The sequence below is a fragment of the Enterobacter cloacae complex sp. SHL001 genome (assembly GCF_049236825.1).
Lineage (GTDB): Bacteria > Pseudomonadota > Gammaproteobacteria > Enterobacterales > Enterobacteriaceae > Enterobacter > Enterobacter hormaechei_C.
Genome location: NZ_JBMKIP010000002.1, coordinates 380,426 through 403,549, shown reverse-complemented (window position 1 = coordinate 403,549; position 23,124 = coordinate 380,426). Strand labels below are relative to the sequence as shown.

Here is a 23,124-nt window from a genome sequence, read left to right as displayed (position 1 = left end):
CTCATTACGCCGCTTTCGGCTGTTTTTCGTAGAGGAAATGGAGGATCTGCTGGCGCATGTGGTGATAGCGGCTGTCATCCGCCAGCTGCACCCTGTTGCGCGGGCGCGGCAGATCGACGCGCAGGATCTCACCCACGGTGGCCGCCGGGCCGTTGGTCATCATCAGTACGCGGTCAGAGAGCAGTACCGCCTCGTCCACGTCGTGGGTGATGAGCACGATGGTGGTGTTCAACGCCTGCTGGATCTGCATCACCGAGTCCTGAAGATGGGCACGCGTCAGCGCATCGAGCGCGCCAAACGGCTCATCCATCAGCAGCACTTTCGGCTTCATTGCCAGCGCCCGGGCAATCCCGACGCGCTGCTTCATACCGCCGGAGATCTCCCCGGGGCGCTTATGCAGCGCGTGGCCCATCTGCACCCGGTCGAGGTTGTGCTCAATCCACGCTTTGCGCTCGGCCTTACTCATGGTGTGACGGAAGACCTGATCCACCGCCAGCGCCACGTTGTCGAAGCAGGTCAGCCACGGCAGCAGCGAATGGTTCTGGAACACCACCGCGCGCTCGGGCCCCGGCCCGGCGATTTCGCGGTTGTCGCAAATCAGCCCGCCTTCCGTCGGCAGCGTGATCCCGGCGATCAGGTTTAACAGCGTCGACTTGCCGCAGCCGGAGTGACCAATCAGACTGACGGTTTCGCCCTCGTGGATATCAAAAGAGACGTTTTGCAGCGCCAGAAACTCGCCGCTGGCGGTGGAAAAACGCTGGCTCACGGCCTGGACCTGAATTAACGGTTTCATCTTCACTCCTTATTTTTCCTGCCAGCTAAAGCGACGGGCGATCAGCATCAGCCCCTGCTCCAGCAGCAACCCGACCACGCCAATGATGACGATGGCGATGAGAATGTTTTCGACGTTGAGGTTGTTCCACTCATTCCAGATCCAGAATCCAATGCCTAAACCTCCGGTGAGCATCTCGGCGGCGACAATCACCAGCCAGGCAATGCCAATGGAAAGACGTACCCCGGTCAGCACCGCAGGCAGCACGGCGGGGAAAAGAATGCGGCGCATGATGGTCCACTCTGAGAGTTGCAACACCCGGGCCACGTTGAGGTAGTCCTGCGGAATACGGCGTACCCCTTCAGCGGTGTTGATCACCATCGGCCAGATGGAGCAGATAAAAATGGTCCAGCTCGATGCAGGCTCCGCTTTCTGGAACAGCAGCAGGCCGATAGGCAGCCAGGCCAGCGGGCTGACCGGACGCAGGAGCGCGATCAGCGGGTTGAACATGCGGGAGAAAAAGGTGAAGCGGCCAATCAAAAAGCCCAGCGGAATGCCCGCCAGCGCCGCCAGACCGAAGCCGATGGCAACGCGCTGCAACGACGCCAGCACGTTCCAGCCAATGCCCATATCGTTTGGCCCGTCGCGATAAAACGGATCGGCAAACAGGGTCATGGCCGAATCGAGCGTGCTGAGCGGCGTCGGAAAGCCTTTACTGTTTATCGCTGCCAGCTGCCAGAGCACCACCAGCAGGCCGAGACCGAGCAGCGCCGGGATGACGCGCTGTAAAAAATCATTCATCCGACGCGTAAACGCTGGCGCACGACGGCGAACCTGTAGCGGAGGCAGGACAATCACTTCCCCGCTCTCTGACGTCTCTTGTGGTTTTGTATTTTGCAGATGCTGCATACTCAGGCCCCTTTACGGTGAATGGCGAAGCGGTTGGCGTACCCTTCCGGATCGGTGCCGTTCCAGACGGTGCCGTCCATCAGGGTGCTGCTGCGATACGGTGATGACGGTGTGGACATGCCGCCCACGGCGGTCGCGGCATCCTGCCAGACCGCGGTCTGGTTAATGCGCTGTGCAATGCCCGCGTAATCCGGCGCGGCGTTGAGCAAGCCCCAGCGGCGGAACTGGGTTAAGAACCACATCCCGTCTGAGAGATACGGGTAGCTCACGGCACCCTCGTTGAAGAAACGGATCGGGTGCGCATCCTGCCAGCGCTGACCGACCCCGTTGTCGTACTCGCCCAGCATACGTCCGGTGAGATACTGTTCCTTGCAGTTGAGCCAGGCGCGGCGCGAGAGGATCTGCGCGGTTTCGCGTTTGTTTTCCGCTGACGCCTCGATCCAGCGCGCGGCTTCCATCACGGCGCTCACCAGCGCCCGTGCGGTGTGCGGATTTTTCGCCACCCAGTCGCGTCGGGTGCCGAGGATCTTTTCCGGGTGATCGGCCCAGATGGACTGCGACGTGGCGGCGGTAAACCCGATTCGGTCGTTAATCGCCCGCGCGTTCCACGGCTCGCCGACGCAAAACCCGACCATGTTGCCAATGCGCATGTTCATCACCATCTGCGGCGGCGGCACCACCACGGTGCGCACGTCGTCAAACGGGTTAATCCCCGCGCTGGCCAGCCAGTAGTAGAGCCACATGGCGTGCGTTCCCGTCGGGAAGGTATGCGCGAAGGTGTAGGTTCCCGGCGCCTGCTGCGCAATCAGCTTTTTCAGCCCGTCGAGGTCACGAACGCCCTTCTCCGCCAGATCGCTGGAGAGCGTAATGGCCTGTCCGTTCTGGTTGAGGGTCATCAGGTTCGCCATCTGCTGCGGCTTGCCCGCGATACCCAGCTCCAGACCGTACAGCAGGCCGTAAAGAATGTGCGCAGCGTCCAGCTCGCCCGCCACCAGCTTGTCGCGCACCGCCGCCCAGCTCGCCTCTTTGGTCGGCACAATAGTAATGCCGTGTTTTTTATCGAACCCCTTCAGGGCCGCGATAACCACGGGCGCGCAGTCGGTCAGGGGGATAAACCCGATACGCACGGTATCCTGCTCCGGCTTATCTGACCCCGCCGCCCATGCGGCCTGCATGACACCCGGCAACAGCATCGCACCACTCGCCAGCATGCTGGCCTGCAATAACCGCCGTCTCGACAAATCCGCCATAATTGCTCCTGAAAAAAGGCAAAAAAAAGCGCCCGACGGTGCTGAAGCACCGCTGGACGCCTTTATCCCGAAGACGCATGCACCGCCGTTGGCGCATCGTCGAAAATGGTTAATCTGTTAATGCAAAGGTAATGCCAGCTTTTCATCCCCGGCGTTAAGGGGTTTATGCAAGAAGAGCGCTGTATTACGCACCTCAATCAGGCACAAAATGCCCACTGACTGTGCAACTACTCCCCAGGGGGTATCTTCCACAAATTTTTCACCGTAAGCAGCGCACGGGCGATATCCACCATGCGTTGGTTTTTATCCATAGCCATTTTGCGCAGGGCGGTCCACGCCTGCTCCTCGCTCATGTTCTGGTGCGTAATCAGCACGCTTTTGGCTTTGTCGATGGTCTTACGCTCCTCCAGCGTGTCGCGCAGGGAAGCAAGCTGACGGGAGAGTTGCTCAATTTCACGCGCCTGCTGGCGCACCAACGGCAGCAGCGGTCTGTCAGGAAATCGCGCCAGGATATCGTCGTGCTCATCGTCTGCGTGCAGGTTTTCGCTATAGCGGCGCTCCTCAACTGCCGTCATCAGATCGGCAATTGCCACCTCCTCCAGCGTGCGCAGGTGCTCAAGGCGCGCGGTTTGCAGGGCAAACCATTTGAGGGCGGTATCGCCGTTATCTGCCGGAGGCTGGCGGGTGCACGCTTCACGCCTGAGTTTTTCAGTCTCCAGACCCGGCTGGCAGTTGAGGATAAACGTCTCCTGCACGTCTGGAGTGCAATGGGAGATAAAAACCTCAAAGCAGGCCTGCTGGCCATCAATGCGATCCACCAGCCGCTGGCGGGTTTCATCGTCAAAGAATCCCTGGGTGAAACCAATAGCCCCCAGCGCCCGCTCTTGTCCCACAAGTTCTTTGCCCTGCATCAGGCTGTAAAGGGCCACAAATCGGCCCGCGATGTGCGGATCGTCAATGCTGTCGCTGAGTTGGGGTACGATACTGAGCAAATGTCGCAGTATGCGGCTGTAATGTTCCATCGCCTGCGGCGCGGTGACGCATTGACCTGTAACGCCATCACGCAGCGCCGTTAGCGTCTCAAGGCCGTGCAGTGCGCTGGCAATACGTTCGCACAGGGCGCTGCCCGGCAGCGGTTCGTTAAACTGAAGGTGCAATACGGCGAGGTTTTCATCCACCAGGGCCCTGCTGGCCTTGCATTCAGGCGCGTACAATTTGCCCTGCGAGCAGAGCCAGACATTTGACGCACCGCGCTCGCACTGTAGCATATGCACCAGTCGACTGATGCCGTTCACCAGTGCGCCCAGCTGCGCCAGTCTGCCGAGCTGTTCCTCGCGCAACATTCTCGCACGCTGGAACCATTCGGTTGCGCCAGGGGAACTGCCAGCCACTATCGTCATCGTTTCTCTCCCCGATACGTATTCTTCGGTACGAGAAGCAATATTCGTGCCTTTTCAAAGAACAGGAGTCAACATGCAGAAGATTGTGATCGTCGCCAACGGTGCGGCCTACGGCAGTGAATCCCTTTTTAACAGCCTGCGCCTGGCAATCGCGCTGCGCGATAAGGAGAGTGAGCTGGAGCTGCGCCTCTTTTTGATGTCCGATGCCGTCACGGCCGGGCTGAAGGGGCAGAAACCCGCAGAGGGCTACAACATTCAACAAATGCTGGAGATCCTGACCGCGCAAAACGTTCCGGTCAAACTGTGCAAAACCTGTACCGACGGGCGCGGCATTACCGGGCTGCCGCTGATTGATGGCGTGGAAATTGGTACGCTGGTGGAGCTGGCTGAATGGACGCTTTCCGCCGATAAAGTATTAACTTTTTAATAATAACTCGCTAAAAATATTATTTTCTTATGGACGCGGTTTCAGCATCAAGTTTACCTGCACCGTTGCCGATAGGCATGGAAACAACACAGCAGGTATTACACTTATGTTCAGATCCATTCGCGCCCGCATCATTGCCGCGACGACAGGCTGTATGGTCGTCGCCCTTCTTCTTAATACCATTATTAACTTTCAGGTCACGCGCCAGGATAATCAGCAGTCGCAGCGCGATATTCTGACCAGCACCAGCGCCAGCCACAACATGGCAATTGCCGACTGGGTGAACAGCAAAATGACCGTCATCACCTCGGCGCAGCCAGTCGCGCTCAGCGACGATCCGGTTCCGGTGTTTAAACAGCTTGCGCTGGCGGGTGGATTCACCAACGTCTACGTGGGTTATGCCAGCAAAACGGCTAAATTTTCTGACCCAACCGGGGTACCCGCTGATTACGATCCCACCCTTCGCCCGTGGTATCAGCAGGCCGTCAGCGCTGATGGTCCGGTAGTGACTGCACCCTATGTGGACGCGGGCACCGGGAAACTGGTGGTGACGTTCGCGGTACCCGTTAAAGAGCAAGGTGCCCTGAAAGCGGTGGTGGCGGGCGATGTGGCAATGGACAGCGTGGTAGCTAATGTGCGTGGTATTCACCCGACCACGGCCAGCAGCGGACTGCTTCTGGACAGCAACGGCACCGTTATTGCCGGCAGCGATCCTGCGCTGACGCTTAAGCCTTTTACGGAGACGATTAAAGGGACCGATTTTGCCACCCTGAAAAGCGGCAGCCTGGTTGACGGAACGTTTAACGGACGCGAAAAAACGTTCCTGGCCACCGCCGTACCGGGGACGCACTGGCTGCTGGTTGTGGCGCTCGATAACGGCGATGCCACCGCCGGGATGCGGTCATTGCTAAAAGCATCTGCACTGTCTCTGGCGATCCTCGCCCTGCTGAGCGGAGCCCTCATGCACCTCCTGATTGCCCGCCTGCTTAAGCGGCTGTCCGGTATCCGTGACGCGATGAACAGCATTGCCAACGGTACTAACGATCTGTCGCAGCGTCTGCCGGATAAGGGGGGCGATGAAGTGGCGCAAATCGCGCAGGCGTTTAACGCTTTCAGCGATAAGCTTTCTGTGGTGATGGTCCAGCTGCGTGATGCCAGCGCCTCAGTGAAAAACGCCGCGCATGAGATTGCGGCAGGTAATCAGGATCTTTCCGGGCGTACCGAGCAGGCGGCATCAAGCCTTCGCGAAACCGCCAGCGCCGTGGAAGAGATCACGGCCTCCGTTACGCAGTCAAACGAGTCGGCAGCAGAAGCGAACGAACAGGCGAGCAAGGCCTCTGCCGCCGCATCCCGCGGAGGCGACGTCGTCGCTCAGGCCATCAGCACCATGCAGTCCATCGAACTGGCTTCCGCGAAAATCGGCGATATCACCAGCGTCATTGACGGCATCGCCTTCCAGACCAATATTCTGGCGCTTAACGCCTCGGTGGAAGCGGCGCGTGCCGGGGAGCAAGGCCGTGGCTTCGCGGTCGTTGCGGGGGAAGTACGTAACCTGGCCAGCCGCAGCGCTCAGGCGGCGAAGGAGATCAAATCCCTTATTGACTCCACCACCGAAAGCGTTGCAACCGGCTCCCGATTTGTGCACCTTGCGGGCGACAGCATGGATGAGATCCGCGCCAGCGTCGGGAGCGTGTCAGGCATTATGCGTGAAATATCCATTGCCACCCGCGAGCAGATGAAAGGGATCCATGAGATTAACCACGCAGTGACTCACCTGGATCGCATGGTGCAGCAGAACGCCGAACTTGTTGTACAGTCTGCTGCGGCGGCCAGCGCGCTGCAAAGCCAGGCGGGCGACCTTGCTGAGACCGCTGGCCATTTCCGCATATAATTTTTCCCGGGCGCGCGTTAAGCAGGGTAAATGCGCGTCCGCTGAAAGGTTTCAGGGATTTTGTCATTTTTGTTTAATCGTTGCGCCATTTTTTGATCGAAATCAGCATCCCATCCCTGCCCCTTTGGTGTTATGCAATGAGTAAATTGTGAACAACATCACGCTCGGGATGGGCAAAAACGACGGGGTATAAAATGGCACGAGTTAAAACGAGTCTGAAACTGTTTGGCGGGGATACGGTAGTGGTACGTTGCTCAGAGCGTTGCCGCATCCATCTGATGAGTACAAAAGGACAGAAGCAATCGCAGGCAGATATCCTTACCGTCCAGGACGATAAGGCCTGGCTGACGGTGCCTTACACCGGCACCTGGGATGTGCTGATCGACAGCCACAGCCAGTCGCTCGAACATTCCGTGAGTTACGTGGCGGCATAACAGTAAACGCCCGGCCAGCCGGGCGTATTATCAGGCAAAACCCGGCCGCAGCGTATTGCTGAGCGGGTTCCCTTCCAGCAGCGCTTTCACCTTCACCACCAGCTCACTCAGACAGTCGTCCTGCATGCCGAGACGCGTCAGCTCCTGATCGAGCGAGAAAAGGTACTGGGCGTTAGTGCCCAGCGGTCCGCTGGCGGCGGCAATCAGCGGGGCAATCACCTGGGTTCGGGTGTCGGCTTCATACAGCGGGTGGCGCGGATCCATAATGAACACCAGCGCGTTGACGGTGCGCCCGTCATCCAGTTCCAGCTTGCACCAGCTGGGCATATAGCAGCCGGTAATCATCTCGCGCTTCCACAGCAGCGTCAGCTCATCTTCCAGCGTGGTATCCGGCAGCCGGTATGCCACGCCCGTGGTGCGCCCGCCCTCTTTTAGTGCAAGCATGCGTCCTGGCTGGCACGCGCTGCCGCGTCCGGCGGTCAGGCGCAAACAGAAGGCGCGGTGCCAGCCAGGCAGCGTTCCGGTTGCTGATTCAACAAATTCGAGCGCCGGGTTCCACATCAGCGAGCCGTAACCAAAAATCCAGACCGGGCCATCATCCGGGCGGCAGGCCAGCGTTGCCGCAAGCGACGCCGCACGTTGTTCAGCCGACCACAGAAGCGATTCCTCAATAGCACCAAATGCCGTCTTACAATCTGCCTTCATCAAGAAATCACGCGTTAACACATTCCACCTCCGCCACTGCATGCTTCCTTGCGACATCTGTAATTCGCCTTCCCGGCATTCTGTGCTGTTCATTTTAACAGCAGTTGAGCAACGATAAGCAATTCGCGGGCCAGATGCAATACAGCGGCAGGTCAACCGCCTGAAATGTCAAAATGGAGGCAGCGTGTTATTTGGCGGCTATTTCTTTTTGTGCCATTTATCATCGTCCCCTTTCTCATAGTCATTTTTCACGGCGGCCCAGGCCACCTTATGCGCCGTCTCTTCACGGCTGGCATCGTCCCGGCGATCTTCTTTATCTTTGTACTGATCCCAGGCGCTGTTAAAGGCTTCTTTGTAGATATCCTGGGCGTGGGCAGGCAATACGTTTTGCACGTTATCGGGTAATTCGCTTTTCGATTTGTATGGCATCGTTAACCTCTCTTTTGGCTAAAAGATAAGTGTGGACGACGATACGCGAGGGTGCCACCCGACAGAAAGAAATGAACAATATAAAAATGCAATTCATTGTTATTAAACCAATATTTAATAGAGATAAAGCATTATAAGCCTCAGGCATAAAAATTATAATAAAGGGTAAAATTAAGTAAAAAATACAGGGTATTTAACAGATTTCTGTTAATTTAATACCTTTAAAATCTATCTATAATTACAAGCACCTGCATTGTTGGAGAAACACATGACAGCAACACACGAGGCGGTAAAAACCCGCCACAAGGAGACCTCTCTCATTTTCCCGGTTCTGGCACTGGCTGTGCTGCTCTTCTGGGGAAGCAGTCAGTCATTGCCAGTGGTTGTGGGGATCAATATTCTGGCTCTGGTGGGTATTTTAACCAGTGCATTTAGCGTGGTACGCCATGCGGATGTTTTAGCCCACCGTCTTGGAGAGCCGTATGGGTCATTAATTTTAAGCCTTTCGGTTGTGATTCTTGAAGTCAGTTTAATTTCCGCATTAATGGCCACCGGCGACGCCGCGCCAACGCTAATGCGCGATACGCTCTACTCCATCATTATGATTGTTACCGGCGGCCTGGTCGGTTTTTCACTTTTATTAGGTGGTCGCAAATTTGCCACCCAGTACATGAACCTCTTTGGCATTAAACAGTACCTGATCGCCCTGTTCCCGCTGGCGATTATTGTGCTGGTGTTCCCGATGGCGCTGCCGGGTGCAAATTTCACCACCGGCCAGGCGCTGCTGGTGGCGCTGATTTCCGCGGCGATGTACGGCGTGTTCCTGCTGATCCAGACCAAAACGCACCAGAGCCTGTTTGTTTACGAGCATGAAGACGACGGCGACGACGATGACCCGCATCACGGTAAGCCGTCGGCGCACAGCAGCGCGTGGCATACGGTTTGGCTGATCGTGCATCTGATTGCCGTTATTGCGGTCACCAAGATGAATGCGAACCCGCTGGAGGCGCTATTAACTGAACTGAACGCGCCGGTCGCCTTTACCGGTTTCCTGGTGGCCCTGTTGATCCTGTCGCCAGAAGGCCTGGGAGCGCTGAAAGCGGTGCTCAATAATCAGGTGCAGCGGGCGATGAATCTGTTCTTCGGCTCCGTTCTGGCGACCATCTCCCTTACCGTTCCGGTGGTGACGTTGATTGCCTTTATGACGGGAAATGAATTGCAGTTTGCGCTGGGTGCGCCAGAGATGATTGTGATGGTGGCATCATTGCTGCTGTGCCAGATATCCTTCTCCACCGGCCGCACCAATGTGCTGAACGGCGCGGCGCATATGGCGCTGTTTATTGCGTATCTGATGACGATATTTGCGTAATTTTTTTTGCCGGGTGCGCTGCGCTTACCCGGCCTACGAAACCCGTAGGCCCGCGCAAGCGTAGCGCCGCCGGGCAAAGAAAAACCCGCCGAAGCGGGTTTTTTTATTAGTTGCTGGTATCCAGCTCGTCGAAGCTCTTCACCAGATCGTCAATCGCTTTGATCTGTTTCAGGAACGGCTCTAGCTTATCCAGCGGCAGCGCGGATGGACCGTCGCATTTCGCGTTAGCCGGATCCGGGTGCGCTTCAATGAACAGACCCGCCAGGCCGGTTGCCATACCGGCGCGCGCCAGTTCGGTCACCTGCGCACGACGCCCGCCAGACGCGGCGCCAAACGGGTCGCGGCATTGCAGGGAGTGGGTCACGTCGAAAATCACCGGGGACTGGTTAGAGACGTTCTTCATCACGCTGAAGCCCAGCATATCCACAACCAGGTTGTCATAACCGAAGTTTGAACCACGGTCGCAGAGGATCACCTGGTCGTTACCGCCTTCGATAAACTTGTCGACGATGTTACCCATCTGGCCAGGGCTCACGAACTGCGGTTTTTTCACGTTAATCACGGCACCGGTTTTCGCCATCGCTTCTACCAGGTCAGTCTGGCGAGCGAGGAACGCCGGAAGCTGAATCACGTCTACCACATCAGCCACGGGCTGTGCCTGAGACGCTTCGTGCACGTCGGTGATCACTTTCACGCCAAACGTCTGTTTCAGCTCCTGGAAAATCTTCATCCCCTCTTCCAGGCCCGGGCCACGGTAGGAGTGAATGGAGGAGCGGTTGGCTTTGTCAAAAGAGGCTTTAAACACGTACGGGATGCCCAGCTTTTGGGTCACGGTCACGTAGTGTTCGCAGATGCGCATAGCGAGATCGCGGGATTCCAGAACGTTCATACCGCCAAACAGCACGAACGGCAGGTCGTTTGCCACGTTGATATCACCAATGCTAACCACTTTTTGTTTCATAGGATCGCCTTATTCAGGTGTGAATCGGAATTAAGATTAATGCAGTGTAATGTGTTTATGCGCGATCGCGTTAATCTGCGCGCGGATCATCTCGCTGATCGGGTCTTCCGGACATTGCTCGACGAAATAATTCAAATCATTCAGCGCCACGTGCTCGCAGTCGAGCTGCGCATAAATCAGGCCGCGGTCGCGGATTTCGTACGGATCTTCCGGATTGAACTGCAACAGCACTTCGCTTGCGCGCAGAGCCAGCTCCATCTGACGCTCTTCCATCAGCGCAGACTTCAGCGTATCCAGGAGCTTGCGGATCACTTCGGCGTTATCGGCTTCATCGAGATCTTCATTGAACAGCTCAGCTATCGGGCTGATGTTGCCTTTCAGCCAGACGTCCAGCGTATGCTCATCCAGCGTGTCGCCGTTAAACGGATTGATTAACCACATCTCACCGTCCAGCCACTCCGCCCGCAAAATCATCTGCGTCGGGAAAATGACCGGCACCAGTGGAATATCCAGCTCGTGCGCAACCCACAGTAAAATGGCGCCCAACGCGACGGCACTGCCCTGACGATTTTTCAACACCTGGTCCAGCCACAGTGCGTCAGACAGGCGGTACACGCCTCGCGTGTCGCAGAAACCCCATTCGCCGTAGAAAAGCTCAATCAGCTTCTCTAATTGCCAGTCCTGCGGACGTGCCTGATTGATCTCTTCGCGCGCCAGGCTGACCAGATTCTCCAGTTCAGCGTAAACGTACTGTGACGTAAAATCGTCGCGGATCATCTCTGAAATCAGGATCATACCATCGCAGAGCGGCGCTTTGTTAAATTCGAAATCGGCTAAGGACCTCATGACTTACCCCAGTAACGGTATTCTTGTGGTGGCGAGTTTAATGATGATGTACAGCACCACCAGACCCAGCAAAAAGGCGATAAACCCTGTCTGCTGGCTGCGCGGACGATGACGCCCAAGCGCGATAAAACCCAAAACGATGTAGATGATAACGCCAAACAGCTTTTCAGTCAGCCATGCGCCTTTATCAGTAAATGGCAGATAGCCGGTTTTCCACATTAACCCGGCTCCGGAAAGGAACAGCACCGTGTCGATACAGTGCGGGGCAATGCGTACACAGCGGGCGTTAATTAGCGGATTGTTGCTGTAGCGCCACCAGTAGCGGGCAATGAAAAAGCCGATGGTCAGGGCAACGGAAATCAGGTGAACGGAGATCAGCAGCGTAAACAGGCTCATGACCACTGCCCCAGCGTCAGACGTTCATTGCCGCCGTAATCCCGGCAGGTTTCCACGGCAGCGTATCCGGCACGCGTAAACAGCGCTCGCACCGCCTCTCCCTGCGTCCAGCCATGTTCCACCAGCAGCCAGCCACCGGGAAGCAAATATTGTCGTGACGTTGTCACAATGTGATCGAGATCCGCAAGTCCCTGATTCGCAGCGACCAGCGCGGTCAACGGTTCAAAACGCACGTCGCCCTGCGCGAGATGCGGATCGTCTTCGTCGATGTAGGGCGGATTGCTGACAATCATTTCGAACATGCGGCTTTCAAGCGCGGCAAACCAGCTGCTTTGCAGAACGGAAACATTGTTCAGCCCCAGCCGTTCAACGTTGCGCCGCGCGAGGGCGACCGCATCAGGCATCACGTCTACCGCCGTCACGGTGCAGTCCGGTCGCTCGCTGGCAAGCGCCAGCGCAATCGCGCCGGTGCCAGTACCGAGATCGAGGATCTGACACGGCTGCGCCGGTAACCGCGCCAGCGCCTGCTCCACCAGACACTCGGTGTCCGGGCGCGGGATCAGCGTGGCCGCTGAAACGTACAGCGGAAGTGACCAGAACTCGCGTTCGCCAACCAGATGCGCCACCGGCTCGCCGGTTTTACGGCGGGCAAGCAGCGCCTCCAGCTGCGATTGCTGTTCAGCGGTCAGCGCGGTTTCGCCGAAAGCCAGCAGATACGTGCGGGCTTTACCCGTCACATGCTCAAGCAGAATTTCGGCGTCGCGCTTCGGGCTTTCACTTGCAGAAAGCTCACTGGCGGCATGGCGTAACCAGCGCTGAAAATCCATTAATCCTGCTCGGACAGTGCCGCCAGCTGGTCGGCCTGGTATTCCTGCACGATAGGCTCAATCAGCATATCGAGCTTGCCTTCCATCGCCTCATCCAGACGGTAGAGCGTCAGGTTGATGCGATGGTCGGTTACGCGACCCTGCGGGAAGTTATAGGTACGGTTACGGTCGCTACGATCGCCGCTGCCCAGCAGGTTACGGCGGGTAGAGGCTTCCGCCTGCTGGCGTTTCGCCATTTCCGCCGCGTGGATACGGGCGCCCAGCACGGATAACGCTTTAGCTTTGTTCTTGTGCTGGGAACGTTCATCCTGACACTCAACCACAATCCCGGTGGGCAGGTGAGTAATACGGATAGCGGAGTCGGTGGTGTTAACGTGCTGACCACCTGCCCCTGAAGAGCGGAAGGTGTCGATGCGCAGATCCGCCGGGTTGATATCCGGCAGTTCCGCTTCCGGCAGCTCCGGCATCACCGCCACCGTACAGGCTGACGTATGAATGCGTCCCTGAGATTCTGTCGCAGGCACGCGCTGCACGCGGTGACCACCGGATTCAAACTTGAGACGACCGTACACGCCGTCGCCGCTGATCTTGGCGATAACCTCTTTGTAGCCGCCATGCTCGCCTTCGTTGGCGCTCATGATCTCCACGCGCCAGCGACGGGATTCGGCATACCGGCTGTACATACGGAACAGATCCCCGGCGAACAGCGCCGCTTCGTCGCCACCGGTACCGGCGCGGACTTCCACAAAGGCGTTACGCTCATCATCCGGATCTTTCGGCAGCAGAAGCACCTGAAGCTGCTGCTCCATCTCTTCTGAACGCGCTTTCGCATCCTGTAACTCTTCCTGCGCCATCTCGCGCATCTCAGGATCGTCGAGCATCATCTGCGCGGTTTCGATATCTTCCTGGACCTGTCGCCAGTCGGTAAAGCATTTTGAAACATCACTTAACTGCGCGTATTCACGCGACAGCGCGCGAAAACGTTCCTGGTCGGCAATGGTCCCGGCATCACCGAGCAGCGCCTGGACTTCTTCATGGCGCTCGTGCAGAGCTTCCAGTTTAGCGACGATAGAAGGCTTCATAGGCGTAAATGCACCTTGTCTTAGAAAATGGGTATAGGGCGCTATTCCAGCCCGAGGCTGTTGCGCAGAATAGTCAGGCGTTCATCGTCCCCGTCACGGGCAGCCTGCTGAAGAGATTTGGTTGGGGCATGGATCAGGCGGTTGGTCAGTTTCCAGGCCAGATCCTGCATAATCGCCTGCGCGTCGCCGCCCTGTTCAAGGGCCGCTAACGCTTTGGCCGTCAGGTCATCACGCACCTGCTCCGCCTGACCGCGGTATTCGCGGATGGTCTCGCTGACGCTTTGTGCGCGCAGCCAGGCCATAAATTCGCTGGTTTCCTGTTCAACGATGGTTTCCGCCTGCACTGCCGCCGCCTTACGCTGGGCAAGGTTGTGCGAAATGATGCTTTGCAGGTCATCCACGCTGTACAGGTAGGCGTTCGCCAGTTTGCCCACTTCCGGTTCGACATCACGCGGAACGGCGATATCCACCAGCAGCATCGGCTGATTGCGGCGGGATTTCAGCGCACGCTCGACCATCCCTTTCCCGATAATCGGCAGCGGGCTGGCGGTAGAACTGATAATAATGTCCGCCTCTTTCAGACGTTCATCGATGTCGCTCAGCGCAATCACCTCAGCGCCCACTTCGTCCGCCAGCACCTGCGCACGTTCGCGGGTGCGGTTGGCGATGATCATCTTCTTCACCTTGTGTTCGCGAAGATGGCGCGCCACCAGCTCGATGGTTTCGCCCGCTCCCACCAGCAGTACGGTGACGGTCGACAGGGATTCAAAAATTTGACGGGCAAGGGTACAGGCCGCGAAAGCAACCGAAACCGCACTGGCGCCAATGTCGGTTTCGGTTCGCACACGCTTCGCCACGGAGAATGACTTCTGGAACATTCGCTCCAGTTCGCTGGCTTTCAGATGCCCTTTCTGGGAATCCGCGAAGGCTTTTTTCACCTGGCCGAGGATCTGCGGCTCGCCCAGCACCAGCGAATCCAGACCGCTGGCCACGCGCATCAGATGGCTGACCGCATCGTTATCCTGATGCCAGTACAGGCTGTTGCGCAGCTCTTCTTCGTTGAGGTTGTGGTAGTCACACAGCCAGCGGATCAGCGCCTCGTGCAGGTTGTCCTGCTCTTCTACGCTCAAATACAGCTCGGTACGGTTGCACGTCGACAGCACCACGCCACCCTGCACCATCGGCTGTGCAAGCAGGCTGTCCAGCGCCAGGTCGAGCGTATCCGGCGAAAACGTAACGCGTTCTCGCAGTGAAACCGGGGCCGTTTTGTGGTTAATACCGAGTGCTAATAGGGTCATGTTGAGCGGGAGTAGTACCAGCGTTAATAAGGTTAGCAGGACGCATCATACAGGATGCGCGAGATCAATAAAAGAGACTGCCCCCTTTCGGAGTAATAGCTTACGCCACGCTTTGAGATAATTTGAACGTAGACGGTGGCACCCTTCAACGCTAGCATTAACAGTTATAACTGCAACGTATCTCAAGGATTTGTCATCATTATGACCCGAATGATTCGCCTGCTGCCTCTGGCGGCCCTGGTTCTGACCGCCTGTTCCGTTCATCAGCCGAAAGGCCCGGGCAAAAGCCCTGACTCACCGCAGTGGCGCCAGCACCAGCAGGACGTGCTGAAATTAAGCCAGTACCAGACCCGCGGTGCATTTGCTTATCTCTCTGACGAACAAAAAGTTTACGCTCGCTTCTTCTGGCAGCAAACGGGTCAGGACAACTATCGCCTGCTGCTGCTGAACCCGCTGGGCAGCACCGAGCTGGAGCTTAACGCGAAGCCTGGCGAAGCGCAGATCACCGATAACAAAGGCCAGCACTACACGGCAACCGACGCCGAAGAGATGATTGGCAAGCTGACCGGAATGCCGATTCCGCTCAATAGTCTGCGCCAGTGGATCCTCGGCCTGCCGGGTGACGCAACCGACTATATGCTCGACGATCAATACCGTCTGAGCCAGGTGAACTACACCCAGGGCGGTAAAACCTGGAAAGTGGTGTACAGCGCGTATGACAGCAAGACGCAACCGTCGCTGCCGTCCAATATGGAGCTGACGCAGGGTAGCCAGCGTATCAAGCTGAAAATGGACAACTGGATCGTTAAATGATGACCCACTGGCCCTCTCCCGCAAAACTGAACCTGTTTCTCTACATTACCGGGCAGCGCGCTGACGGCTATCACACCCTGCAAACGCTGTTTCAGTTTGTCGATTACGGCGACACCATCTCCATCGAACCGCGTCAGGACGGGCAGATTTGCCTGCTGACGCCGGTCGACGGCGTGGCGCATGACGATAACCTGATCGTGCGCGCTGCCCGCCTGCTAATGAAAACGGCGTCGACGTCGGGTCGTCTGCCGGCGGGAAGCGGTGCGGATATCCGTATCGACAAACGCCTGCCGATGGGCGGCGGTCTTGGCGGCGGCTCATCAAACGCCGCGACCGTACTGGTGGCGCTTAACCACCTCTGGGGCTGCGGTCTGACGACGGACGAACTGGCAGCGTTAGGGTTGACGCTGGGCGCCGATGTACCGGTGTTTGTGCGCGGCCACGCGGCGTTCGCTGAAGGTGTCGGTGAAATCCTCACGCCGGTCGATCCGCCGGAAAAATGGTATCTGATCGTTCACCCCGGCGTGAGCATTCCTACCCCGGTCATCTTTAAAGATCCTGACCTGAAAAGAAATACCCCGGCACGGTCAATAAAAACGTTATTAAATTGTGAATTCAGCAACGATTGCGAGGATATCGCAAGAAAACGTTTTCGCGAGGTTGATGCGGTGCTTTCCTGGCTGTTAGAATACGCGCCGTCGCGCCTGACCGGTACAGGGGCCTGTGTCTTTGCTGAATTTGACACCGAAACCGCCGCCCGTCAGGTGCTTGAGCAAGCGCCGGTTTGGCTGCATGGTTTTGTAGCACGCGGGATGAACACCTCCCCCCTACAGCAGGCCATTCTGGCGCAGACTGAGTTTCGGTGACAACGTCACCCTGTTCCAGACGTTGCATCGCGCTCTTTAATACACCGCCTGGATAGCGTTTGCTTAGGCCCCGCAGTTTGCGGCGAACGCTATCCACCACTGGACGCATGCCTGAGGTTCTTCTCGTGCCTGATATGAAGCTTTTTGCTGGTAACGCCACCCCGGAACTAGCACAACGTATTGCCAACCGCCTGTACACTTCCCTCGGCGACGCCGCTGTAGGTCGCTTTAGCGACGGCGAAGTCAGCGTACAAATTAACGAAAATGTACGCGGTGGTGATATTTTCATCATCCAGTCCACCTGTGCTCCAACGAATGACAACCTGATGGAATTGGTTGTTATGGTCGACGCGCTGCGTCGTGCTTCTGCTGGCCGTATCACTGCTGTTATTCCTTACTTTGGCTATGCACGTCAGGACCGTCGCGTCCGTTCCGCGCGTGTGCCAATCACCGCTAAAGTTGTCGCTGACTTCCTGTCCAGCGTCGGCGTTGACCGCGTACTGACGGTTGACCTGCACGCAGAGCAGATCCAGGGCTTCTTCGACGTGCCGGTTGATAACGTATTCGGCAGCCCAATCCTGCTGGAAGACATGCTGCAACTGAATCTGGACAACCCGATTGTGGTTTCTCCGGACATCGGCGGCGTGGTACGTGCTCGTGCTATCGCGAAGCTGCTGAACGATACCGACATGGCGATCATCGACAAACGCCGTCCGCGCGCTAACGTTTCTCAGGTGATGCACATCATCGGTGACGTGGCTGGCCGCGACTGCGTGTTGGTGGACGACATGATCGATACCGGCGGTACGCTGTGTAAAGCCGCTGAAGCGCTGAAAGAGCGTGGTGCGAAACGCGTATTCGCTTACGCCACTCACCCGATCTTCTCCGGCAATGCGGTAAACAACCTCCGTAACTCCGTCATTGACGAAGTTGTGGTCTGCGATACTATTCCACTGAGCGACGAGATCAAAGCGCTGCCAAACGTGCGTACGTTGACTCTGTCCGGGATGCTGGCCGAAGCGATTCGTCGTATCAGCAACGAAGAATCGATCTCTGCAATGTTCGAACACTGATCGAACACGGCCAAAAAACCCGCTACGGCGGGTTTTTTTGTTTATAGTATTTATTTGTATGACTTATGCCTCCTTCACCTGCCATTCACATGACAGATGATGCGCACACGGATGATAGATAATTGTGAAAAACGTAACCTCCTCACATGTTCTGCCCTTTCGCGCCCTCATCGACGCCTGCTGGAAAGAGAAATACACATCGTCACGCTTTGTTCGTGACCTGATAGCCGGGATCACCGTCGGGATTATTGCCATCCCGCTGGCGATGGCGCTGGCGATTGGTAGCGGCGTCGCGCCGCAGTACGGGCTGTACACCTCGGCCGTTGCGGGGATTGTGATTGCGCTGACGGGCGGATCTCGCTTCAGCGTCTCCGGCCCGACTGCCGCCTTTGTGGTGATCCTCTACCCGGTTTCCCAACAGTTTGGTCTGGCAGGTCTGCTGGTTGCCACCCTGATGTCCGGCATCTTTTTAATTCTGTTTGGTCTGGCCCGCTTTGGTCGCCTGATTGAATATATTCCCCTTTCCGTAACGCTGGGGTTCACCTCGGGGATTGGGATTACCATCGGGACCATGCAGATTAAGGATTTCCTCGGCCTGCAAATGGCCCATGTTCCGGAGCACTATTTACAGAAAGTGGGCGCGCTGTTTATGGCGTTGCCGACGGCCAACCTGGGCGATGCAGCCATTGGCATCGTTACCCTCGGCACACTTATCGTCTGGCCTCGCTTAGGCATTCGTCTCCCGGGGCATCTGCCCGCTCTGCTGCTGGGCTGCGCGGTGATGGGCGTTGTCAACCTGCTCGGTGGACAGGTCGCCACCATTGGCTCCCAGTTCCACTATGTTCTGGCGGACGGCTCACAGGGCAGCGGCATTCCGCAGCTGCTGCCGCAGCTGGTTCTGCCGTGGGACATGCCGGGCTCAAGCTTCACCCTAAGCTGGGATTCCCTTCGCGCTCTGCTGCCTGCCGCGTTCTCCATGGCAATGCTGGGCGCGATTGAATCCCTGCTCTGCGCCGTCGTGCTCGACGGCATGACCGGCACTAAGCACAAAGCCAACAGCGAACTGGTCGGCCAGGGCTTAGGGAACATCGTTGCACCGTTCTTCGGCGGTATTACCGCTACGGCTGCGATTGCCCGTTCCGCCGCGAACGTACGTGCGGGCGCGACATCACCGGTTTCGGCGGTCATTCACTCCCTGCTGGTGATCATGGCGCTGCTGATCCTTGCCCCGCTGCTTTCATGGCTTCCACTCTCTGCCATGGCTGCGTTGCTGCTGATGGTGGCCTGGAACATGAGTGAGGCGCATAAGGTGGTTAACCTGCTGCGCCGTGCGCCGAAAGACGACATTATCGTGATGCTGATCTGCATGTCGTTGACCGTACTGTTCGATATGGTTATCGCCATCAGCGTCGGCATTGTGCTGGCCTCGCTGCTGTTTATGCGCCGCATCGCGCAGATGACGCGTCTCTCCCCGGTTAACGTTGAGGTGCCTGACGATGTGCTGGTGCTGCGCGTGATTGGCCCGCTGTTCTTCGCCGCGGCGGAAGGTCTGTTCAGCGATCTGGAATCCCGCATCGCGGGCAAACGGATTGTGGTGCTGAAATGGGATGCCGTCCCGGTGCTGGATGCCGGCGGTCTGGATGCCTTCCAGCGCTTTGTTGCCCGCCTGCCGGAAGGCTGCGAGCTGCGGATAAGTAACCTTGAATTCCAGCCCCTGCGCACCATGGCGCGCGCGGGCGTGCAGCCGATCCCTGGCCGATTGTCCTTCTACCCTAACCGTGAAGCTGCGTTAGCGGATCTGTGAGTCATCTGATGCAGAGACGCGTCTTTGCATCATCACCCCGATCGCCTGCTGGAGCCATTCAAGCACGGCAGGCGTCATCCACGTGCCCTTCATCAGATGCGGCTCCTGCTGCATGGCGAGGCGAAATTTTTGCTGCGTCTGCGGGTTTGTTCCCGCATAGGACTGGAATAAAACCAGCCAGTTTTCTGCCAGCTTTTGCGCATCGTCAGAAGCGGGACTGAGATTATCCCGCTGCGCCTGATGCAGCTTCGCCATCAGCGGCGGCCACTCCATCATCCGCTCAAAGTAGTGCGCCCGGGTAAAGGCCATCTCTTCGGCAGTGAGATATTTCTCCCAGATGCTGAGCTTTGATTCGGCAAACGCCCGCGTGATGTAATCAGTTATCTCCGGCGTAATGCCGGTTTGCTCCTGCATCTGCGGCTCCACGCTGTGCATCTCGTTCAGACGGGTCAAAAATTCCGGTTTGCCTGCGGTATCCTGCTCCAGGCGTTCCATCCACCGTGAAGCCAAATCGGTCGCCCGCGCGTCCGTGACGCTGACGTTCTGTTCCAGCAAGTGTTTAACTTCCGTCACCAGACCCGACCAGATATCCGCCAGCGCCTCTTTCTCTACCGCAAACGGCAGTTGCTGCAACTCTTCTTTGCTAAACCAGCGATCGTACATATTCATTAACTCCAGAGTCTGTAGCCAGGATTCCAGATCCGGCGTCGCATCGTCGGTCAGCCCGGTACGCAACTCCACCAGCCGGTTGCGCAGCGTATGGATGCTACGCAGTTGCTTGTCCAGCAGAGTGATTTGCCCGTCGAGTAATTCGGCTAATGACAGCGAACGCTGTTCCAGAAAATCCCTGATTTCGGCAAGCTCCAGTCCGGCTTTTGCCAGCGCCTGGATCATATGCAGACGCTGCACATCCGCCAGGTTATAAAGCCGGTAGCCTGCCGCGCTTCTGGCAGAAGGTAACAACAGCCCTGTTTGCTCGTAGTGATGCAAAGTCCGCACGGTGATCCCGGCACGTTTCGCCAGTTCACCCACCTGTATCAACATAACGGCTCCTTTTGTTCTGCCAGTGTCGTTACTCTGAAGCCTTACGTTACGTGAGGGTCAATGCGTCATGCAAAAAAAAACGACTTCAGATGAAGTCGTTTCGGTGTTCTTTATGGGGCACTAGCTATGCTTGCGCTGGTCGCGGCGGCATCGTTTATCGTAATGGCGCACCCACCAGTATTTATCGCAGACTTCCTCATGTCCGCTCACGCGCGCCCCGGCGAGCCACAATACCGCACCTAGGAAGATACTCAGCACCGCGCCATGCGCAAAGTATTGTGGGAGGTCAAGCTGCGGTAATTGGTTTAAGATTGAATAACCGACACCGGCGACCATCACGAACAGTCCCAACCCCATTAGCACGTTACCGAGCATTGAAGCGTTTTTGCGTTTCATATGTCACCTCCGGAACTTTGGGTTGTCAGGGGAAAAGCCCCTTCTCCTTGTGTGTAAAGTATAGACAACGCCTCTTATATGAGTTGCGTGAATGATCACATTTACTGATAACTCACGGACAAAAATTTACAAATAAGACATTGAACAGCTTGAAATTCTAATTGTTCAAAGAGGAAATTATTCGCATTTCGGTGTACAGCAGGCAGAACTTTGTCAAGCGGCGCGCCAGACAGTAAACTACGCGCCAGATCTGGAACCCATTAGGAAGTAAATCGTGACGATTAAACTGATTGTCGGCCTCGCCAATCCGGGCGCAGAGTATGCCGCTACCCGCCATAACGCCGGCGCCTGGTATGTTGATCTGCTGGCGGAGCGTTTGCGCGCTCCCCTGCGTGAAGAACCCAAGTTTTACGGGTATACCTCACGCATCAATCTTGCGGGTGCTGACGTGCGGTTGCTGGTGCCAACCACCTTTATGAACCTGAGCGGCAAAGCCGTGGCGGCCATGGCAACGTTTTATCGCATCAATCCGGATGAGATTCTGGTGGCCCACGACGAACTGGACCTGCCGCCAGGCGTGGCGAAGTTCAAACTGGGCGGCGGTCATGGCGGCCACAATGGTCTGAAAGACATCATCAGCAAACTGGGTAATAACCCTAATTTCCACCGTTTGCGCGTGGGAATCGGCCATCCGGGCGATAAAAACAAAGTTGTTGGTTTCGTACTGGGTAAACCACCGGTTTCTGAGCAGAAGTTGATTGACGAAGCGGTGGACGAAGCGGCCCGCTGCACCGAGATATGGCTTCAGGATGGCCTGACAAAAGCCACCAATCGACTGCACGCTTTCAAAGCGCAATAATCGGCGCCCTGGGGCTTTTTTACCGCGCGTCGCGCGGGTTACGTGTATAATAGGCGTAGTTATTTACTTTTCTTCAATCGGTTATCGTTAACGGATTGATTATCAAGATATTAAGGTGATTTAGAAATGGGATTCAAATGCGGTATCGTCGGTCTGCCAAACGTGGGCAAATCCACCCTGTTCAACGCGCTCACCAAAGCAGGTATTGAAGCGGCGAACTTCCCGTTCTGTACCATCGAGCCGAACACCGGTGTTGTTCCTATGCCCGATCCGCGTCTGGACCAGCTCGCGGAAATCGTGAAGCCGCAGCGCATTCTGCCAACCACCATGGAGTTCGTGGACATCGCGGGCCTGGTAAAAGGCGCATCCAAAGGTGAAGGCCTGGGCAACCAGTTCCTGACCAACATCCGTGAAACCGAAGCGATCGGCCACGTTGTGCGCTGCTTCGAGAACGACAACATTATCCACGTTAACAACAAAGTGGATCCAGCTGACGACATCGACGTCATCAACACCGAGCTGGCCCTCTCTGACCTCGACACCTGCGAGCGCGCCATTCACCGCGTGCAGAAGAAAGCCAAAGGCGGCGACAAAGACGCGAAAGCGGAACTGGCTGCGCTGGAAAAATGTCTGCCACAGCTGGAAAACGCGGGCATGCTGCGCGCGCTGAAAAACCTGACTGACGAAGACAAAGCGGCGATCAAATACCTGAGCTTCCTGACCCTGAAGCCTACCATGTACATCGCCAACGTTAACGAAGACGGTTTCGAGAACAACCCGTATCTGGACAAAGTGCGTGAAATCGCTGCGGCTGAAGGCTCTGTAGTGGTAGCGGTTTGCGCTGCCGTTGAATCTGATATTGCAGAGCTGGACGACGCCGACCGCGAAGAGTTCATGGCCGAGCTGGGTCTGGAAGAGCCGGGCCTGAACCGCGTGATCCGCGCGGGCTATGAGCTGCTGAACCTGCAAACCTACTTCACCGCTGGTGTAAAAGAAGTGCGTGCGTGGACCATCCCTGTCGGTGCGACCGCGCCTCAGGCGGCCGGTAAGATCCACACCGACTTCGAGAAAGGCTTCATTCGTGCGCAGACTATCGCGTTTGAAGACTTCATAACCTACAAGGGTGAGCAAGGCGCGAAAGAAGCAGGCAAGATGCGTGCGGAAGGGAAAGATTACATCGTTAAAGATGGCGACGTGATGAACTTTTTGTTTAACGTTTGATTTGTTTTGAATGAAAAAAATCCACGCTTTGGCGTGGATTTTTTTATAGAGT

24 protein-coding genes are annotated in these 23,124 nt (G+C 56.8%); 10 read left to right on the top strand and 14 right to left on the bottom strand.

From position 1 onward, the window contains the following. Positions 1-4: 4 nt before the first annotated feature. From ACOTYH_RS07425 to nasR, 4 genes are all read right to left on the bottom strand, one after another. Positions 5-793, bottom strand: a complete 789-nt coding sequence (locus tag ACOTYH_RS07425) for an ABC transporter ATP-binding protein (protein ID WP_015570359.1) — start codon at positions 791-793, stop codon at positions 5-7. A 9-nt stretch (positions 794-802) separates the two neighbouring features. Then, on the bottom strand, positions 803-1,681 hold the full coding sequence (gene ntrB / locus ACOTYH_RS07420; RefSeq protein WP_032671624.1) for a nitrate ABC transporter permease: 879 nt from the start codon (positions 1,679-1,681) through the stop codon (positions 803-805). A 2-nt stretch (positions 1,682-1,683) separates the two neighbouring features. After that, positions 1,684-2,931, bottom strand: coding sequence for a CmpA/NrtA family ABC transporter substrate-binding protein (locus ACOTYH_RS07415; RefSeq protein ID WP_023296759.1), 1,248 nt, complete (start codon positions 2,929-2,931; stop codon positions 1,684-1,686). A gap of 227 nt (positions 2,932-3,158) precedes the next feature. Continuing rightward, positions 3,159-4,331, bottom strand: a complete 1,173-nt coding sequence (gene nasR / locus ACOTYH_RS07410) for a nitrate regulatory protein NasR (protein ID WP_421637645.1) — start codon at positions 4,329-4,331, stop codon at positions 3,159-3,161. A gap of 73 nt (positions 4,332-4,404) precedes the next feature. Here nasR and ACOTYH_RS07405 point away from each other — a divergent pair, with 73 nt between their 5' ends. The 3 genes from ACOTYH_RS07405 (at position 4,405) to ACOTYH_RS07395 (ending at position 7,083) form a co-directional block, all read left to right on the top strand. Continuing rightward, entirely contained in the window at positions 4,405-4,758 is a 354-nt protein-coding gene (locus ACOTYH_RS07405; protein WP_015570354.1) for a DsrE/DsrF/TusD sulfur relay family protein, read from the top strand. 106 nt (positions 4,759-4,864) lie between these two features. Further along, positions 4,865-6,649 (top strand): methyl-accepting chemotaxis protein, encoded by a 1,785-nt coding sequence (locus tag ACOTYH_RS07400; RefSeq protein ID WP_058688664.1) that lies wholly within the window; start codon positions 4,865-4,867, stop codon positions 6,647-6,649. Positions 6,650-6,843: 194 nt separating this feature from the next. Beyond that, positions 6,844-7,083, top strand: a complete 240-nt coding sequence (locus tag ACOTYH_RS07395; RefSeq protein WP_015570352.1) for a hypothetical protein — start codon at positions 6,844-6,846, stop codon at positions 7,081-7,083. A gap of 30 nt (positions 7,084-7,113) precedes the next feature. Here the strand turns inward: ACOTYH_RS07395 and ACOTYH_RS07390 are convergent, their stop codons facing one another. Continuing rightward, a complete protein-coding gene (locus ACOTYH_RS07390; RefSeq protein ID WP_017384255.1) occupies positions 7,114-7,809 on the bottom strand; it encodes a gamma-glutamylcyclotransferase in 696 nt (231 codons plus the stop codon). Positions 7,810-7,986: 177 nt separating this feature from the next. Further along, positions 7,987-8,217, bottom strand: coding sequence for a putative cation transport regulator ChaB (gene chaB, locus ACOTYH_RS07385; protein WP_003856674.1), 231 nt, complete (start codon positions 8,215-8,217; stop codon positions 7,987-7,989). A 268-nt stretch (positions 8,218-8,485) separates the two neighbouring features. On the opposite strand from chaB, the gene chaA reads away from it, so the two are divergent. Further along, entirely contained in the window at positions 8,486-9,586 is a 1,101-nt protein-coding gene (gene chaA / locus ACOTYH_RS07380; protein WP_003856672.1) for a sodium-potassium/proton antiporter ChaA, read from the top strand. A gap of 106 nt (positions 9,587-9,692) precedes the next feature. Here the strand turns inward: chaA and kdsA are convergent, their stop codons facing one another. Genes kdsA through hemA form a run of 6 tightly spaced genes read right to left on the bottom strand, consistent with a single transcriptional unit; the run spans position 9,693 to position 14,996 of the window. Beyond that, on the bottom strand, positions 9,693-10,547 hold the full coding sequence (kdsA, locus tag ACOTYH_RS07375; protein WP_003856671.1) for a 3-deoxy-8-phosphooctulonate synthase: 855 nt from the start codon (positions 10,545-10,547) through the stop codon (positions 9,693-9,695). Positions 10,548-10,583: 36 nt separating this feature from the next. Then, the gene (sirB1, locus tag ACOTYH_RS07370) at positions 10,584-11,393 is read right to left on the bottom strand and encodes an invasion regulator SirB1 (protein WP_063134669.1); all 810 of its coding nucleotides are present in this window, start codon (positions 11,391-11,393) and stop codon (positions 10,584-10,586) included. A gap of 3 nt (positions 11,394-11,396) precedes the next feature. Next, positions 11,397-11,789, bottom strand: a complete 393-nt coding sequence (gene sirB2 / locus ACOTYH_RS07365; protein WP_047731102.1) for an invasion regulator SirB2 — start codon at positions 11,787-11,789, stop codon at positions 11,397-11,399. Further along, positions 11,786-12,616 (bottom strand): peptide chain release factor N(5)-glutamine methyltransferase, encoded by an 831-nt coding sequence (prmC, locus tag ACOTYH_RS07360; RefSeq protein ID WP_063134670.1) that lies wholly within the window; start codon positions 12,614-12,616, stop codon positions 11,786-11,788. Before prmC ends, sirB2 begins: the two co-directional genes overlap by 4 nt. Beyond that, on the bottom strand, positions 12,616-13,698 hold the full coding sequence (prfA, locus tag ACOTYH_RS07355; protein ID WP_003856667.1) for a peptide chain release factor 1: 1,083 nt from the start codon (positions 13,696-13,698) through the stop codon (positions 12,616-12,618). Before prfA ends, prmC begins: the two co-directional genes overlap by 1 nt. 41 nt (positions 13,699-13,739) lie before the next feature. Further along, complete coding sequence (hemA, locus tag ACOTYH_RS07350) at positions 13,740-14,996, bottom strand: glutamyl-tRNA reductase (RefSeq protein WP_003856666.1); 1,257 nt, start codon at positions 14,994-14,996, stop codon at positions 13,740-13,742. 201 nt (positions 14,997-15,197) lie between these two features. On the opposite strand from hemA, the gene lolB reads away from it, so the two are divergent. The 4 genes from lolB to dauA all read left to right on the top strand — a co-directional run bounded on the left by lolB (position 15,198) and on the right by dauA (position 19,552). Further along, a complete protein-coding gene (gene lolB / locus ACOTYH_RS07345; RefSeq protein ID WP_032669666.1) occupies positions 15,198-15,809 on the top strand; it encodes a lipoprotein insertase outer membrane protein LolB in 612 nt (203 codons plus the stop codon). Next, entirely contained in the window at positions 15,806-16,675 is an 870-nt protein-coding gene (gene ispE / locus ACOTYH_RS07340) for a 4-(cytidine 5'-diphospho)-2-C-methyl-D-erythritol kinase (protein WP_017693293.1), read from the top strand. The genes lolB and ispE overlap by 4 nt, the downstream gene beginning before the upstream one ends. 125 nt (positions 16,676-16,800) lie before the next feature. Continuing rightward, complete coding sequence (gene prs, locus ACOTYH_RS07335; protein WP_003856663.1) at positions 16,801-17,748, top strand: ribose-phosphate diphosphokinase; 948 nt, start codon at positions 16,801-16,803, stop codon at positions 17,746-17,748. 124 nt (positions 17,749-17,872) lie between these two features. Further along, a complete protein-coding gene (gene dauA / locus ACOTYH_RS07330) occupies positions 17,873-19,552 on the top strand; it encodes a C4-dicarboxylic acid transporter DauA (RefSeq protein ID WP_023296766.1) in 1,680 nt (559 codons plus the stop codon). Here the strand turns inward: dauA and ACOTYH_RS07325 are convergent. Next, positions 19,538-20,596, bottom strand: coding sequence for a MerR family transcriptional regulator (locus ACOTYH_RS07325; protein ID WP_421637644.1), 1,059 nt, complete (start codon positions 20,594-20,596; stop codon positions 19,538-19,540). The two genes, dauA and ACOTYH_RS07325, sit on opposite strands and share 15 nt — an antisense overlap. Before the next feature lie 120 nt (positions 20,597-20,716). Beyond that, positions 20,717-20,992, bottom strand: a complete 276-nt coding sequence (gene ychH, locus ACOTYH_RS07320; RefSeq protein ID WP_003856655.1) for a stress-induced protein YchH — start codon at positions 20,990-20,992, stop codon at positions 20,717-20,719. Positions 20,993-21,266: 274 nt separating this feature from the next. On the opposite strand from ychH, the gene pth reads away from it, so the two are divergent. Together pth and ychF are read left to right on the top strand one after the other, a co-directional pair. Further along, on the top strand, positions 21,267-21,851 hold the full coding sequence (pth, locus tag ACOTYH_RS07315) for an aminoacyl-tRNA hydrolase (RefSeq protein WP_006810922.1): 585 nt from the start codon (positions 21,267-21,269) through the stop codon (positions 21,849-21,851). A gap of 126 nt (positions 21,852-21,977) precedes the next feature. After that, entirely contained in the window at positions 21,978-23,072 is a 1,095-nt protein-coding gene (ychF, locus tag ACOTYH_RS07310; protein WP_003856650.1) for a redox-regulated ATPase YchF, read from the top strand. Positions 23,073-23,124: the final 52 nt, after the last annotated feature.